This is a genomic window from Streptomyces sp. PA03-3a, from assembly GCF_033792735.1.
Lineage (GTDB): Bacteria > Actinomycetota > Actinomycetes > Streptomycetales > Streptomycetaceae > Actinacidiphila.
This window is the reverse complement of the sequence record NZ_JARAVM010000017.1, coordinates 56,905-72,228: the sequence shown is the minus strand read 5'-3', so window position 1 is coordinate 72,228 and position 15,324 is coordinate 56,905. Positions and strand designations below refer to the sequence as shown.

General features: G+C 69.1%; 12 protein-coding genes and 1 pseudogene. 12 read left to right on the top strand and 1 reads right to left on the bottom strand.

What is annotated here, in order from left to right; all coding sequences use genetic code 11:
* The first annotated feature begins 641 nt into the window (after window positions 1-641).
* Window positions 642-935, top strand: coding sequence for a hypothetical protein (locus PV342_RS21370; RefSeq protein ID WP_500318389.1), 294 nt, complete (start codon window positions 642-644; stop codon window positions 933-935).
* Window positions 936-1,072: 137 nt separating this feature from the next.
* Here PV342_RS21370 and PV342_RS21365 read toward each other — a convergent pair.
* A pseudogene (locus PV342_RS21365) lies at window positions 1,073-1,509 on the bottom strand (helix-turn-helix domain-containing protein); the annotation flags it as partial.
* Between the two features lie 1,823 nt (window positions 1,510-3,332).
* On the opposite strand from PV342_RS21365, the gene PV342_RS21360 reads away from it, so the two are divergent.
* From PV342_RS21360 to PV342_RS21310, 11 genes are all read left to right on the top strand, one after another.
* Window positions 3,333-4,355, top strand: coding sequence for a lytic transglycosylase domain-containing protein (locus PV342_RS21360; RefSeq protein WP_500318388.1), 1,023 nt, complete (start codon window positions 3,333-3,335; stop codon window positions 4,353-4,355).
* A gap of 95 nt (window positions 4,356-4,450) precedes the next feature.
* Window positions 4,451-5,548 (top strand): RNA polymerase sigma factor, encoded by a 1,098-nt coding sequence (locus PV342_RS21355; RefSeq protein ID WP_500318387.1) that lies wholly within the window; start codon window positions 4,451-4,453, stop codon window positions 5,546-5,548.
* 110 nt (window positions 5,549-5,658) lie between these two features.
* Window positions 5,659-6,588 carry an ABC transporter ATP-binding protein gene (locus PV342_RS21350; protein ID WP_500318386.1) on the top strand — a complete coding sequence of 310 codons (930 nt, stop codon included), beginning with the start codon at window positions 5,659-5,661 and terminating at the stop codon, window positions 6,586-6,588.
* A complete protein-coding gene (locus tag PV342_RS21345) occupies window positions 6,585-7,355 on the top strand; it encodes an MlaE family ABC transporter permease (protein WP_500318385.1) in 771 nt (256 codons plus the stop codon). The genes PV342_RS21350 and PV342_RS21345 overlap by 4 nt, the downstream gene beginning before the upstream one ends.
* A 3-nt stretch (window positions 7,356-7,358) precedes the next feature.
* Window positions 7,359-8,183 (top strand): MlaE family ABC transporter permease, encoded by an 825-nt coding sequence (locus tag PV342_RS21340; protein ID WP_386993463.1) that lies wholly within the window; start codon window positions 7,359-7,361, stop codon window positions 8,181-8,183.
* Between the two features lie 11 nt (window positions 8,184-8,194).
* Window positions 8,195-9,451 (top strand): MCE family protein, encoded by a 1,257-nt coding sequence (locus PV342_RS21335; RefSeq protein WP_500318449.1) that lies wholly within the window; start codon window positions 8,195-8,197, stop codon window positions 9,449-9,451.
* Window positions 9,448-10,488: an MCE family protein gene (locus PV342_RS21330; protein ID WP_500318384.1), complete on the top strand. Its 1,041-nt coding sequence runs from the start codon at window positions 9,448-9,450 to the stop codon at window positions 10,486-10,488. Before PV342_RS21335 ends, PV342_RS21330 begins: the two co-directional genes overlap by 4 nt.
* Window positions 10,485-11,651 carry an MCE family protein gene (locus PV342_RS21325; RefSeq protein WP_500318383.1) on the top strand — a complete coding sequence of 389 codons (1,167 nt, stop codon included), beginning with the start codon at window positions 10,485-10,487 and terminating at the stop codon, window positions 11,649-11,651. The genes PV342_RS21330 and PV342_RS21325 overlap by 4 nt, the downstream gene beginning before the upstream one ends.
* Window positions 11,648-12,757 carry an MCE family protein gene (locus PV342_RS21320; protein ID WP_500318382.1) on the top strand — a complete coding sequence of 370 codons (1,110 nt, stop codon included), beginning with the start codon at window positions 11,648-11,650 and terminating at the stop codon, window positions 12,755-12,757. Before PV342_RS21325 ends, PV342_RS21320 begins: the two co-directional genes overlap by 4 nt.
* On the top strand, window positions 12,754-14,046 hold the full coding sequence (locus tag PV342_RS21315) for an MCE family protein (RefSeq protein ID WP_500318381.1): 1,293 nt from the start codon (window positions 12,754-12,756) through the stop codon (window positions 14,044-14,046). The genes PV342_RS21320 and PV342_RS21315 overlap by 4 nt, the downstream gene beginning before the upstream one ends.
* Window positions 14,043-15,317 carry an MCE family protein gene (locus PV342_RS21310; protein ID WP_500318380.1) on the top strand — a complete coding sequence of 425 codons (1,275 nt, stop codon included), beginning with the start codon at window positions 14,043-14,045 and terminating at the stop codon, window positions 15,315-15,317. The genes PV342_RS21315 and PV342_RS21310 overlap by 4 nt, the downstream gene beginning before the upstream one ends.
* Window positions 15,318-15,324: the final 7 nt, after the last annotated feature.

Sequence of the window (15,324 nt, the reverse complement as noted above, 5' to 3'; positions counted from 1 at the left end):
CACCAGCCCAGACTGGGCGGGGCGGAAGGGAACCGCCATTCGGTACCCCCATAGGAGTGACGGAATGCGTACCGTTGTTTATTGATCGTGGCGGAGTGGGCGACCGCCGAAGGCCCCGCACATCGGCGCAGGCCGCGAAGCCCGCGGCTTCGGCAACGCCCCCGGGAGGGGGATCGAAGTGGCCGTCCACGAGAACCCGCGGTTCGACCTCCTGGCACCCCTCGTGCCGTACAGCACCACCCAGAGGGATGGAGCCGAGGCGCCTCGGCGTACAGCACCGAGCCTCTGGGGCGAAGTACCCCAAGGTCGCCAGGGTGGCCGTTGGCTGTGTTGGCTGCGGTACGCCCAGTTCGAAGGAAAAGCACTGGCGGGCGCTGGATCACGCGTGGGACGACGTGTACGCAGGGGTGCGCTGCCCGGAATGCGGCTGGGAAGTGGGTGGCGGGATCCCGTGCTAGGCGAGTCTCACTGTCAGTCGCCGGGCGGTCACGTCCGGCGCCGAGCCGCTCCCCGATGACGAGGAATTCGCCGTCGTCCAGTTCCAGGACGTCGGGGCAGTTGTTGGAGGCGGTCGACCCGCGCTCGGCGGGCGTCGATCCGATACGGCGCAGGGGACTCCTTGCAGTGACAGCATCGGTGCTATGGGCACCGAGACGGATTGGGTGTACCGGGTCTTCGAGCCGCACGGCTCGGAGGGGTGGCGCCCTTATGGCAGGGATTCCGAGCGGTGGCGGGGCACGATCACCGCCGACGATTCGAGCGAGGGCCCCCGATACGCCATCGCCCTCGTCGTCGCCGACCTGATGACCGAGTGGAAGGTTCGCGGCCTTTCCAGGGCGAGGCACGTGCGCGTCCTCCTCTGGCGCGACGAGGAGGGCGACCAGGCGGACGCGGACATCATCGTGGAGGTCCGGCCGGACATCCACGATGGGTGACCGGCGGGTGCCCGATTCACCGCGTGTGGACCGATCAAGGCCCAGGGCGAACCTGCCCCCGAGACCGCGTCGGCGCGGCCAGGTCGACCGACTGGTTGTTGAGGGACATCGCGAGGTCGGAAGGGGGGGAAGGCATCGCCGACGCCCAGGTAGGCCAAATCTGTCGAGGCGGGGGATGCCGAGGCGGACGCAGGCGGTCACGATGCGCTGGGTGCGGGCCGCGATCAGATCATAGGTGCGTCCGGGCAGAGCGCGAGAGATCCACACGATCTCCCCTTACGGGTCGGTGATGACCTGGAGATTCACGGCGTGGCGGCGGTGCTTGCCGGAGTAGTCAGCGCGGCCGTCACCGGCCCGGTCGCACTCGGCGAGGATGCCGCCACCAGCACATACTCCGCATCGGCTGCGCGCAGGGCATGGGCCAGGCCGGGAGCACGGCGGGCGAGGAGACTGGTGACGGTTCGGACGTAGGCGTGGGCGGTGCTGACGCTGATCCGGAAGCCGGCAGCGATCTGCGCGAGGGTTCGTGCTTGCGCAGGTACACCACCACGACCAGGGCCGCCGTGAGGGCCGGAGCTTGCCGCGGTGCCGTAGGGCGAGCCGGATGTCGCAGTCGAAGGTGATCGCGTGGAGCTTCCTGCAGAATTTACCGAAAACCTATTGACTCGCGACATATGTTGTGCATCGTGGTTTATAGGCCATAACACCGAAAGAGTTGCAAAGTCGATGAGGACGTCTAGTCGGCGGAGCGACTTGGACAGGATGTGGTTCAGGCCCCCGGCAAGCCGGCGCGATACCGAGGCGACAGTGACGACTGAAGCTTCAGGACACGCGCAGATCTACCGGGGACTGTTTTGCCCTCGGAGCCTTCGCACGGGCCGAGCGCCAGTGCGAAGGCTCTGGCACGTCCACTCTCCCAGCGGAATCGAAGAGCAGCAGACGTAGCCCTTGCACTCGTTGCAAACGATCTGTCCGTCGGCGGTGCCCGGCAGGACCAGCTGCCGTAGCTGCGCGGCCGTGGCGACTTTCACCACTCCCAGAGCCAGCAGCACCAGACTCCGCGTCCGCGCCGTCGACCCGAACCGCCACCGCTTCGCGCCCGTCATCACCCTCGCCCTCCCCACTACTCCCGGGGCCGCACCACCGCACCCGCGACCCACCGTCCACGCCGCCACGGCGGGAGCCGGAGGTCCGGGGCTGGGGCGGGCACCCGAGGCCCCACCTCACAGCCCCTGCACGACCACTCCACCGCCCCCCACTGACACCCAAGACCAGGAACAGTAGGAGCAAAGGCGTTGTCGACGCACCCACGGCCAGCCAATGCGCGGGCTGACCTGCAGCAACACTGAGCACAACGCGGAAAGTCACCGTAGGACGCGGCACAGGGAGGACTGTAGGGACCTCCGTATGCCCGGAAGGCAACCCCCGTCACTTACCCGGCGGACCTTTCAAAGGCCTGGCACCACACTTCGGACGCCCTGCCGTTCACCGCCCAACTCCCAGACAGCTCAGTCCCCATGGGCTGCCCACGCCGGTAGTGCGCACCAGGTTGAGGCACGACAGCAAGTTACCGACCGGAAGGGGAACCCACCGGCCTCTACGACCGCGGTCACCGCCGGATCCGTGGCGGTGAGTAGCGTGCGTCCAATGCGGTGAGGGCACCGCCGATTCGCAGCCCTCGGTGAGGAATGGACCATCGCCGCAAAACGACGCCGTGACCGGCCTGCGCCTGCTGCCCTGGGACGGTCCAAAGGGAAAGCCCGCGTACACCCCCGACGACAATTCCGGGGGCTATAGTCGCGCGACTCGCCGACCGTATGGAACGCGAACAACTTACGGCAGCGTCGCACCTGCTTGAGCTCGCGCGTCAGATGCTCGGCACTGGTGAGCCTGGCCATGTCGCAGAGCCGTGCCACGAGGAAGCGCGATTGCTCCGACTGTCGAACGCGCCGCGGGTCGCTGAGTCGCGCGGCATGCGTCTGACAACCGGAGACGCCGACGAGTAGGCGCGAAACTCCGCTGATGACCCTGCGCGTATCGCGCGACGGCGGGCAGGCGTGGGGGCGCCCCCCACGCTTCCACAGCAGCGACAATCTGAAGCCCTTTCAGTCTTCCGTGTGGCCACCGTGCGAGTGCCGCCGATGCATGCCGGGGCTGCGCCGCTCATAGCGATTTGCCCGGACGTAGTGGGGGCCCGTAGCGGCCTGCGGATTCCTCAATACAGCTAGCGGCTCGGACAGGGCTGCGGGGCCGGTCCGCCTCACATCGTCCACACGTCTGGCCCGCCGCCACGCCCTCTGAAGGGGCGCCCGCCCGATCCCCGAATTTTTGCGCGACGGACCTGCCCTCCGGCCGCGTAGAGCAGACAACGGATTCATGCACGGAGGGGACTGCACGATGACAGTGCGTGCGCTCATTGGAACACTGAGGGGTGCCAGGGGTACGGCGATCGCGGCGGCGGCGATTGCCGTGCTGACCGCGTCACAAGCGCCAAGGGCGGTCACGGCCGAAGCCGAAGAGCCCGCACGGAAGGCGGCACCCGCCGAGCACGGCCTCAGCGTTTCCGGCGACACCCCGTACCGCACCGAACTTCCACCGCTGCGGACACGGAAGAAGGGCACGGCACAGGGAGTGACTGGCGGCAATGTGCCTGCGAGTGTGTTCGCCGCGTACCGGCGTACCGAGGAGGATCTGGCGCGTACCGCGCCGCGCTGCCACCTGCGTTGGCAGTTGTTGGCCGCGATTGGCCAGGTGGAGTCAGGGCAGGCACGGGGCGGCTGGGTGACTCGGGACGGTACCACCGTGACACCCATCCTCGGCCCGCGGCTGACCGGCGGCGCCTTCGCTGTCGTGGCGGATACCGACGGCGGCGCGTACGACGGGGACGCGGTGTACGACCGCGCGGTCGGTCCGATGCAGTTCATCCCGTCCACCTGGGCCCGCTGGGGAGCGGACGGTAACGGCGACGGACGGACGGATCCGAACAATGTTTACGACGCGGCGCTCGCAGCCGGCCGCTACCTGTGCGCGGGCGACCGGGACCTGTCGAACCCGGCCGACCTGGACCGGGCGATACTGGGCTACAACCACTCGGACGCCTATCTGCGCGCCGTCAAGGCGTGGTACGTGTACTACCTGACCGGACACCGCGTGGTGCCGGACGCATCCGCCGGATCCCGGCCGGTCCGGCCGAAGCCGTCCGGCCCGAAGAGGCAGAAGCTTTCGCCGCCGAAGCCGTCGGACGACCGGAAGCCGAGCACTGGTCCTTCGCGCATGCCGTCGACGTCGCCCACCGCACCCTCCCCCAGGCCGTCCCTCGCGACCGGGGACCCGAAGGCGTCCGCGACGCCGCTGGTTCCCGTCCCCGAACTGACCCTCTCACTGCCCGGGGGCGGCGTGCTGCCTGAGGTTGGCCGCTGACCACTGGCTAGGGCCGGAACGCGATGGGTGTCCGCCTCTCCACAACTGCCACTACTCGGCGGTAATCTCGCCACGTCGGAAGCATGTACCGGCGGGTGAGTGCGAAGGGGCGGGCCCTCATGGCGACGGATATGCCTGCGGACACAGCGGCCGCCGACGAGCGCTGGCAGCGCCTGTGGAGCCATCGTGAGCAGTTGCTCAAGGTGGCCCGGCGGCGATCGGTGAGCCGGGAGGACGCCGAGGACGCCGTTCACGAAGCGATGTTGCGAGCCGCGGAGCGCCCGGACCTCGACGACGAGCGGCTCGGCGCCTGGTTGACGACGGTAACGATGCGGCTGTGCGTTGACCGGCACCGGCAGGTCAACCGCGAGGCCGAGGTGGGCAGCCGCCCCGCACTCATGACACCGGGCCCGGTACCCGTCGAGGAGGCGGTGTGCGACCGGGCCGAGGCGAAGTGGCTGGCGGTGCGCAGCGGTGAATTGCCCGCCCGGCAGGCGGAGGCGCTTCGGCTGAGGTCCGAGGACCTGGACGTGAACCAGGTCGCGGTGCGGATGGGGCTCAGCTACCGGACCGTCGAGTCGCTGTTGGCCCGGGCCCGCCGGACTTTGCGTGCCTCGTTGGCCGGAACGCTCGGGCTGGTGCTGTTCCTGGTCGGGCGCGGACGGTTGCGCGGGGGCGGCAATGCGCAGGCGGTCGCGTTCACTACGACGGCGGCAACCCTGGTGGTGGCGGGGTTCGTGCTGCCGTACGCGCTCGACGCGGGCGGAAACGGCACTGGTCTGGCGCCGCGGCCGGCCGTGTCCAGCGACCCGCGGCTCCTGCACGGCGAGGTCACGGGCCGGGGGCGCGCCCCCGCAACACCCACCCCGTTGTCGCCGGCGCACGGGCCTTGGGGCCGGACGCCCTCACCCACCGGGGGACCGTTTCTGCCGGTGCCGGTGCCATCCCTGGCGGACGTGTCCGCGTTTCCGCCCTCGGCGCCGCAGGTCCCTCAGGTGCCCGAGGTTCCGAAGGTGCCGGGGCTGCCGACGGCCGTGACGGGCCTGCCGACCGTCGTGCCGGGTCTGCCGACGGGGTCGGTCGCCTCGTCACTCCCGTCGCTCCCGTCGCTTCCCCCGACCTCGGTCGTACCTCCGCTGTCTGTCTCCAGCCCGGGGACGCCTTCGCTCACGTTGTCGCCGAAGCTGCCGTAGCGCCCCGCACACCCGTCCGCAAAAAAATTCTTGGTTCGCCGCGACGGACGCACCTCTCTTCCCCGTAGAGCAGTTGTCGGGACTGCTCCACGGCCGAAGGATGGAACCGGATGGGTGTCGAGATCTGTGTGGAAGGGCTGACCAAGTCCTTCGGCCACCAGGTCATCTGGCAGGACGTCTCGCTGACGCTGCCTGCCGGGGAGGTCTCGGTGATGCTCGGCCCCTCGGGGACGGGCAAGTCGGTGTTCCTCAAGACGCTCGTGGGGCTGCTGAAGCCGGAGCGGGGATCGGTGAAGGTCGCGGGCCGGGACATCACCCGCCTGCGCGAGCGCGACCTGTACGAGGTGCGGAAGCTGTTCGGCGTGCTGTTCCAGGACGGCGCGCTGTTCGGCTCGATGAACCTCTACGACAACATCGCCTTTCCCCTGCGCGAGCACACCCGCACGTCCGAGAGCGAGATCAAGCGGATCGTTCTCGAAAAGATGGACATGGTCGGGTTGATCGGCGCTGAGGGGAAGCTGCCCGGCGAGATCTCCGGCGGCATGCGCAAGCGGGCCGGGCTCGCCCGTGCGCTGGTCCTCGACCCGGAGATCATCCTGTTCGACGAACCGGACTCGGGCCTGGACCCGGTCCGCGTGGCTTACCTCAATCAGCTCATCGTCGACCTCAACGCACAGATCGACGCGACCTTCCTCATCGTCACCCACGACATCGCCTCGGCCCGTCAGGTGCCGGACAACATCGGGCTGCTGTTCCGGCGCGAGCTGGTGATGTTCGGGCCGCGCGAGGAGCTGCTGGCCAGTGACGAGCCCGTCGTACGGCAGTTCCTGAACGGCCGGATGCAGGGGCCGATCGGCATGGCGGAAGAGAAGGACGCGGCCCAGGTCGAACAGGAGCTGGCCCAGATCGACGAGGGTGTTCGGGCCGATGTGCTGACCCCGCGCCTGCTGCCCAGCCCCGGCCTCACCCGCTCGCCCCGCTGGGATGCGATCGCGAGGCGCGAGGCCAAGCTGCACGGGAGGGGGGTGAGGGGCACATGAGACTCTCCCCGACGGGTGCGCTGCGGCACTCGGGCAGCCTCTTCGCGATGGCGCTGGACGTCGTCCGGTCCCTGCCCCGACGGCCCTTCCAGGCGAGGGAGTTCATTCAGCAGGCTTGGTTCGTCGCGAGCGTCACGATCCTGCCGACGGCTTTGGTTTCGATTCCGTTCGGGGCGGTCATCGCGCTGCAGATCGGGAGTCTGACCCGGCAGTTGGGCGCGCAGTCCTTCGCTGGAGCTGCGTCCGTGCTCGCCGTGCTGCGGGAGGCATCGCCGATCGTCACCGCGCTGCTGATCGCGGGCGCGGGCGGCACGGCGATCTGCGCGGACCTCGGGGCGCGCAAGATCCGGGACGAGATCGACGCGATGCAGGTGCTCGGCATCGACCCGATCCACCGGCTCGTCGTACCGCGGGTGCTGGCGTCGATGGTGGTAGCCGTACTGCTCAACGGCCTCGTCTCGGTGGTTGGTGTTGCGGGCGGCTACTTCTTCAACGTCGTTCTCCAGCACGGCACGCCCGGCGCATACCTGGCGTCCTTCACCACCCTCGCTCAGCTACCTGACCTGTGGGCGGCGGAGATCAAGGCGCTGGTGTTCGGGGCCATCGCTGCGATCGTCGCCTCGTACAAGGGGCTGACGGCGCAGGGCGGGCCGAAGGGCGTGGGCGATGCCGTGAACCAGTCCGTGGTGATCACTTTCATGTTGCTGTTCGTGACCAACTTCGTGATGACGGCCGTGTACTTCCAAATCGTCCCGCAGAGGGGTTAGCCGATGAGACCGCAAAACCTCCTCGATCGCCCCTTGCGCTCGCTCGAAGAGCTGGGTGCCCAGCTGTCCTTTTACGGGCGCTCCTTGGCTTGGACGGGCCGCACCCTGCGACGCTACAAGAAGGAGGTCCTGCGGCTCCTTGCCGAGGTGAGCTTCGGGCGCGGCGCGCTCGCCGTCGTCGGCGGCACGGTCGGTGTGATCGCGTTCCTTTCCTTCTTCACCGGCACCGAGGTCGGCCTTCAGGGCTATGCGGCCCTCAACCAGCTCGGCACTTCGAACTTCGTGGCGTTCTTGTCGGCGTACTTCAACACTCGGGAGATCGCCCCGCTGGTGGCCGGACTCGCCCTGTCCGCGACGGTCGGGGCGGGGTTCACCGCGCAGCTGGGTGCGATGCGGATCAGCGAGGAGACCGACGCGCTGGAGGTGATGGGCGTGCCGTCGCTGCCGTTCCTTGTGACGACGCGGATGATCGCCGGCTTCGTCGCGGTGATCCCGCTGTACGTGATCGGGCTGCTGTCCTCGTACCTGGCCGCCCGCACCATCACCACTGGCTACTACGGGCAGTCGACCGGCACGTATGACCACTACTTCCACCAGTACCTGCCGCCCGTCGATGTGTTCTGGTCCTTCGGCAAGGTGATCGTCTTTGCTCTGCTGATCATCCTGGTGCACTGCTACTACGGCTACCACGCGAGTGGCGGACCGGCCGGTGTCGGCGTCGCGGTGGGCCGGGCGGTGCGGACCTCGATCGTCGCCATCAACGTCCTGGACTTCTTCCTGAGCCTGGCGATCTGGGGCGCCAACACGACGGTACGGGTGGCGGGGTGAGAGCGGTGCGCATGCAGAGAATGCGGTTCAGGCTCTACGGCATTGCCTTCCTCGCCGTGCTCGCGCTGCTGCTGTCGCTCGCGGTGGCCGTCTACCAGCAGGCGTTCACCTCGGTGGTGCCCATCACCCTGGAGGCCGACACCCTCGGCAACCAGCTCGATGCACGCGCCGACGTCAAGCTGCGCGGGCTGCTGGTCGGCGAGGTGCGCGAGGTGCATGCCGACGGCACCAGGGCGACCCTGGACATCGCGCTGAAGCCGCAGTACGTGTCGTACATCCCCTCGAACGTGCGCGCGCGGCTGCTGCCCAAGACGCTGTTCGGCGAGAAGTACGTCGACCTGGTCGCTCCTGCCGGCGCTGCGCGCGCGTCGGCTCGGCCTATCCGTGCGGGTGACGTCATCACCCAGGACCGAACGAAGGTCGGCATCGAGGTGCAGCAGTTGATGAACGACCTGCTGCCGCTGCTGCGCACGGTCCGGCCGGGTGAGCTCAACGCCACGCTGTCGGCGTTCGCCACTGCGCTGGAGGGCCGCGGCGACCGGATCGGAGGCAATCTCACCCAGGTCGAGGGCTATCTGCGCCGCCTCAACCCGCACATGCCCTCCCTGAAGGAGGACATCACACGGTTCGCGGACGTCGCCGAGGTGTACGGCGACGCCGCGCCCGACCTGATGCGGATCCTGCGCAACACCGTCACCACCAGCCGGACGATCGTCGAGAAGAGGGAGCAGTTGGTGTCGGCTCTGCGCGCGACCGCCTCCGTGGCGGGCACAGCGAACGACTTCCTGTCCGAGAACGGCGACCGGCTGATCACCCTGGGCCGGGTCTCCCGCCCCACACTGGAGCTGTTCGCCCGGTACTCCCCCGAGTACCCGTGCGTGTTCCAGGGCCTGGTCCGGCAGGAGAAGGCCTCCGAGGAGGCGTTCCGGGGCGGCGAGATGCGGATCACCCTTGAGGTCGTCCGGCCGCAGGAGGCGTACCGGCCCGGCGAGGAGCCGGCGTACGGCGCCCGGTCCGGCCCGAACTGCCGCGGTCTGCCGCATCCGCAGGTGCCCGGGCCGAAGCCCCATCTCGACGACGGTACGTCGGCCGGAGGTTCCGGCGGCGCACTCCCCGGAGGTGCCGACGTGTCCGCCACCCATGCCGAGCAGCGGGCCGTGGGCTCGCTCGTGGCCCCCGTCATGGGCGTCCCCGCGGACGAGGTGCCGCCCGTGGCGACCCTACTGTTCGGGCCGCTGGCGCGCGGAACGGCGGTGAGTGTCGCATGAGCGGGTCCGGAGCGCGGCAGACCGCCGCCCCGCTGATCAAGTTCAGCCTCTTCGCGCTGGTAACGATCGCGGCGACGGCGCTCCTCGCCGCCACCATCGTCAACGTCTCCTTCACCCCCAAGGACACCTATCACGCCGTGTTCACCGACGTCACCGGACTGGAGAACGGCGACGACATCCGGGTGGCCGGAGTGCGGGTAGGAGAGGTCGAGGGCATCCGGATCAAGGACCGGACGCTGGCGGAGATCACGTTCACCGTCAGCGCGGACCGGCCGCTGCTCGCCGGGACCCACGCAGTCGTCCGCTACCGCAACCTGGTCGGGCAGCGGTACGTCGCACTCACCGAGGGCACCGGCGACGGAACCGCCCGGCTGCGGCCGGGCGGCACCATCCCGCTGTCCCGGACCGAGCCGGCGCTGGACCTCAACGCCCTGCTGAACGGCTTCAAGCCGCTGTTCGCGGCGCTCAGCCCGAACGATGTCAACCAGTTGGCCACCGAGATCGTCCAGACCCTCCAGGGCGAGGGCGGCACGGTGAACAGTCTGCTCTCGCACACGGCCTCGCTCACCAGCACCCTCGCCGACCGCGACAAGCTGATCGGATCGGTGATCGACAACCTCAACAGCGTCCTGGCGACGCTCGACGAGCGCGGCTCCCGCTTCTCCGGACTGCTGACGCAGCTGCGCCGAGTGGTTGCAGGGCTGTCCGCCGACCGCAAGCCCATCGGGGAGTCGCTGGTGAGCATCGGCGACCTCACGGACGTCACGTCGGAGCTGCTCAAGGACGCGCGTCCACCGCTGAAGGACGACATCGCCCGGCTCGGCGATCTCACCGGAACGCTGAACAAGAACGAGCACACCGTCGAGGGCGTCCTGAAACGGCTGCCGAACAAGCTCGAGAAGCTGACGGGGACCGCCTCGTACGGCTCGTGGTTCAACTTCTACCTCTGCGACTTCGACGGCCGGATCGTGCTGCCGAAGACCAAGCAGGTGATCACCCCGGAGCTGCACGTGGCACGGGCGAGGTGTGGCGGATGAGCCTCCGCATCAGGCGGCGCGATGGCCGCCGCCCCGAGCCGCTGGTGAGGTTCCCGGTCCTGCCACCGAAGCTGCCGAAGCTGCCCAGGCTGCTGCCGAAGCCCAAACCACGACCAGGACCCCTCGTGAAGGTGCGCGTCCTACCGCCGAAGCTGCCCAGGATCCGACTCACACGCCCACGCCTGAAACCCTTCCGCGAGCACAACCCGGTCGTCGTCGGCGCCGCAGGCCTCACCGTCCTCGCGCTGCTCACCGTCGCCGCCTTCAACGCCGACAGCCTGCCGCTGATCGGCGGCGGCGACACCTACAGCGCGGCCTTCTCCGAGGCCGGCGGGCTCAAGCCGGACGACGAGGTACGGATCGCCGGGGTCAAGGTCGGCAAGGTCGAGGACGTCGACCTGGACGGCGACCACGTCAAGGTGACCTTCAAAGTGAAGGGCCGGCCGGCGTTCGGCACCGACACGGGGGCGTCGATCCGTGTCAAGACGATCCTCGGCGCGAAGTACCTGGCCCTCTACCCAAAGGGGCCCGGCCAGTTGAAGCCGGGCAGCGAGATCCCGCTTCGGCGGACCGTGTCGGCGTACGACGTCGTCCAGGCCTTCAGCGACCTGACGACCACCGCCGAGGAGGTCGACACGGGCCGGCTCGCGATGGCACTGGACACGATCGCCGACACCTTCCAGGACTCCCCCGAGGAAGTGCGGGCGTCGATCAAGGGACTGTCGCGGATATCCCGGACCGTCGCCGCCCGTGACAAGGCGATGCGCCAGCTGCTCGACCACGCGAACGGAGTCACCGAGGTGCTGGCCGATCACACGAAGGACGTCTCCGCACTGGTGAAGAACGGCGACGCCCTGTTCAAGGAGATCGACAAGCGGCGCGGGGCGATCCACAAGCTGCTCAAGAGCTCCGCGCTGCTGGGCATCGAGCTGTCCGGCCTGGTCGACGACAACAGCAAGGAGATCGGACCCGCTCTGAAGAACCTCAACACCTTCCTGAGGATGCTCGAACGCAACCAGGCGAGCCTCGACCGCAGCGTCCGGCTGCTCGCCCCCTACGTCCGGCTCTTCACCAACACCCTCGGCAACGGCCGCTGGTTCGACTCCTATATCCAGAACATGGTCGCCGCCCCGGTCACGCCACGTACGGGAGGCACCCGATGACCCGCAGACTCCTGGCCCTGTTCACCGCGCTCGCGATCGTCGTCGGCCTCGCCGTCGTCCTCTGGCCGGGCCCCGGCCCCGTCCGCGTCACGGCGTACTTCCCACGGACCGTCGGCATCTACCCCGGCTCCGACGTCCGCGTCCTCGGTGTCCGCATCGGCAAGGTCAGGAAGATCACGCCGGAGGGCGGCCGGGTACGGGTCGAGCTGGAATACGACAGGGGCCGCAAGGTCCCCGCCAACGCACAGGCCGCCATCGTCAACTCCTCCGTGGTCAGCGACCGTTACGTGCAGCTGCTGCCGGTGTACCGCAAGGGCGCGGCGCTGCGGGACGGAGCCGTCATCCCCGAGTCCCGTACAGCTGTTCCCGTCGAGCTGGACCGGATCTTCGACAGCCTGCACACCACCGCCGAGGCGCTCGGCCCGAACGGTGCCAACAACAAGGGTTCGCTGTCCCGGCTGCTCGGGGTGAGCGCGGACAACCTCCAGGGGCAGGGCGCAAGCCTCAACCAGACGGTGCAGGACCTGTCCCAGGCGGTCACCACGCTGTCCGACGGGCGCGGCGACCTGTTCGGGACCGTGCGGAACCTTCAGGTGTTCACGGCCGCGCTGGCGGCGGACGACACCAGCGTGCGGTCGTTCAACACCGACCTCGCCGACGTGGCCGGGCAGCTCGCCGGGGAGCGTAAGGACCTCGCGGCCGCGCTGAAGTACCTGGCTGCCGCACTCGGCGACGTGTCCGGCTTCGTGAAGGGAAACAAGAAGGCGCTGACCTCGGACGTGCAGGGCCTGGCCGAGGTCACCAAGGTCCTCGTCACCCAACGAGACGCTTTGGAGGAGCTTTTGACCGTCGCGCCCACGGGCCTGTCGAACCTGGAGAACGCCTACAACCCCTCCGCCGGCACTCTCGACACCCGCAACAACGCGCAAACCTCCCAGGACCCGTCGTCCCTTCTCTGCTCGATCCTGAAGACGACCGGCGACGACCATGACAACTGCGAGGGGCTGAAGAAGCTCTTCGCCTCCTTGCCCGAGGTTCCGCAGGTCCCGGCGTCGACGGGCTCGGTCGACAAGACCCTCGGCGGCATTCTGGGGGCACCTGCATGAGCGTGCGGCGCAAGGGGCGGGTGGCCGCCTGGACGGCGGTCTGCTCGCTGCTGCTGACCGGCTGCGAGTTCAACGGCTGGTATGACGTCCCGCTGCCCGGCGGTGCGGCCTCGGACGGTCACGCCTACCACGTCACCGTCGAGTTCCGGGACGTCCTGGACCTCGTGCCGCAGTCGTCGGTCAAGGTCAACAACGTCACCGTCGGCACGGTCGAGAAGGTGGAACTGGACGGCTGGCACGCCCGCGTACGGCTCAGGATCGCCGACTCGGTGAAGCTGCCTGGCAACGCGGTCGCCGATCTGAGGCAGACCAGCATGCTCGGCGAGAAGTACGTCGCCCTGTCCGCACCGGCCGGCACACGCCCCGTCGGACTTCTCGGCGACGGCGACCGCATCCCGCTGTCCCGCAGCGGCCGCAACCCGGAGGTCGAGGAGGTGCTGTCGGCGCTGTCCGCGCTGCTCAACGGCGGCGGGGTGGCGCAGCTCAAGACGATCACCATCGAGTTGAATCAAGCCCTCGGCGGCCGCGAGGACCGGGTCCGGTCCCTGCTGAAGCAGCTCGACATCTTCCTCTCTGGCCTCGACGGTCAGCGGGCGGACATCGTGCGCGCGCTGAAGGGCGTCGACCGGCTCGCGCAGCGCCTGAAGAGGGAGAAGAAGACGATCGCCTTGGCCGTCGACACCATGCCGCCCGCCCTGAAGGCCCTCGCCGACCAGCACGAGGACCTGACGAAGATGCTCACCGCCTTGTCCAGGCTCGGCAAGACCGGCACCAGGGTGGTGAACGCCTCCCACGACGACACCGTCGCCAACCTGAAGAAGCTCCAGCCCATTCTGCAGGAGCTGAACAAAGCAGGCGACGACCTGCCCAACTCCCTCGAGCTCCTCACCACGTACCCGTTCCCGCGCAACGCGACGGACGCCGTCAAGGGCGATTACGTCAACCTGAAGATCACCGCCGACCTCGACCTGGCGGACCTCTACGGCAACGTCACCGGTAAGCCGGGCAAGGGCCGGAAGTCCCCGGCCCCCGGGACACCGCATCTTCCCGGCCACCCCACTCCCATCCCTCTCCCGTCCGTCCCTTCCCTGCCGGGCATCCCGTCCGTGCCCCCTGTGCCCTCTGTTCCCTCCGCGCCCGCCGTGCCGTCGACGCCCTCCCACGGCAGCACCCTGCTGTGCCCGCCAGTGTGCACCGCCGCCTACGGCACCGGGGACGGCGCGCGTCGCTTCCCGCCCGGGGTCGATCCCGCGCTCGCCGAGCTGATGCTGAAGGGGATACTGCCGTGATCACACGTACGGTCAAGGCCCAGTTGCTGGCCTTCGCGACCATCACCGCTCTGGGGGTGGCGTACGTCGGCGCCCAGTACACGGGCCTGGTGGACGACGTCTTGCACCGCGGGTACACCGTGCGCGCCGACTTCGCCGAGTCAGGGGGCGTCTTCCCGGGTGCCGAGGTCACCTACCGGGGAGTGCCGGTGGGCCGCGTGGGCGATCTGCAGCTGACCGGATCCGGGGTCTCGGTGGCGCTGAGGATCGAGGACGGCGCCCCGAGGATCCCGGCCGACACGCTCGCAGTGGTCGCCGCCCGATCGGCGGTGGGTGAGCAGTACGTCGACCTCCAGCCGCGGCGGTCGGGCGGCCCGTACCTCAGGGACGGCAGCCCGATCCCGCGCAGCCGCACCCGGACCCCACTGCCGGTCACCGACCTGGTCCTCAGCCTCGACCGGCTGGTCAACTCGGTCGGCAAGGACGATCTGCGGGTCACCGTCGACGAGCTGGGAAAGGCGTTCTCCGGCACCGGACCGAACCTGAGCCGGCTGGTGGACTCCGGTGACGCGCTGGTGGAGGCGGCGTCCGAGTCGCTCCCCCAGACGATCTCGCTGATCGAGGACTCGCGGAAGGTACTCAGGACACAGGCCGACCAGGGCTCGGCCATCAAGTCGTTCTCCCGCGATCTCGCCACGCTCACCGGACAGTTGAAGTCGAGCGACGGCGACCTTCGCCGGCTGATCGGCAGCACCGTGCCCGCCGCGCGGCAGGTCGATTCGCTGCTCAAGTCCACGCAGCCGCACGTGCCGATCCTGCTGGCCAACCTCATCAGCGGCGGCCAGATCACCGTGGCCCGGTTGCCCGGCGTCGAACAGGCCCTGGTCACGCTCCCACTCACTGTCGCGGGCAGCTACACGGTCATCCCCGGCGACGGCACCACCCACTTCGGGCTGACCGTGAACGCCGACGACCCTCCCGCTTGCACCAAGGGCTACAACACCCAGCGGCGCGACCCAGCCGACACCGGCACGCGCCATGCGAACACCGACGCGCGCTGCACGCTACCGCGTGGCAGCAAGTCCTCGGTGCGCGGAGCGCAGAACGCGCCCGGCGCCACGACCGGCCCGCACAGCGGTGACCAGGCCGCGTTCGTGGCCCCGTACGACCCGGAGACCGGCACCGTGACCGGCCCGGACGGAACGCTCCTCGAGATCGGCTCGACGGGCGGGGAACAGGCCGTGTTCGGAAAGGAGTCGTGGCAATGGCTGCTCGTGGGACCGATGGTGTGAGAGGCGG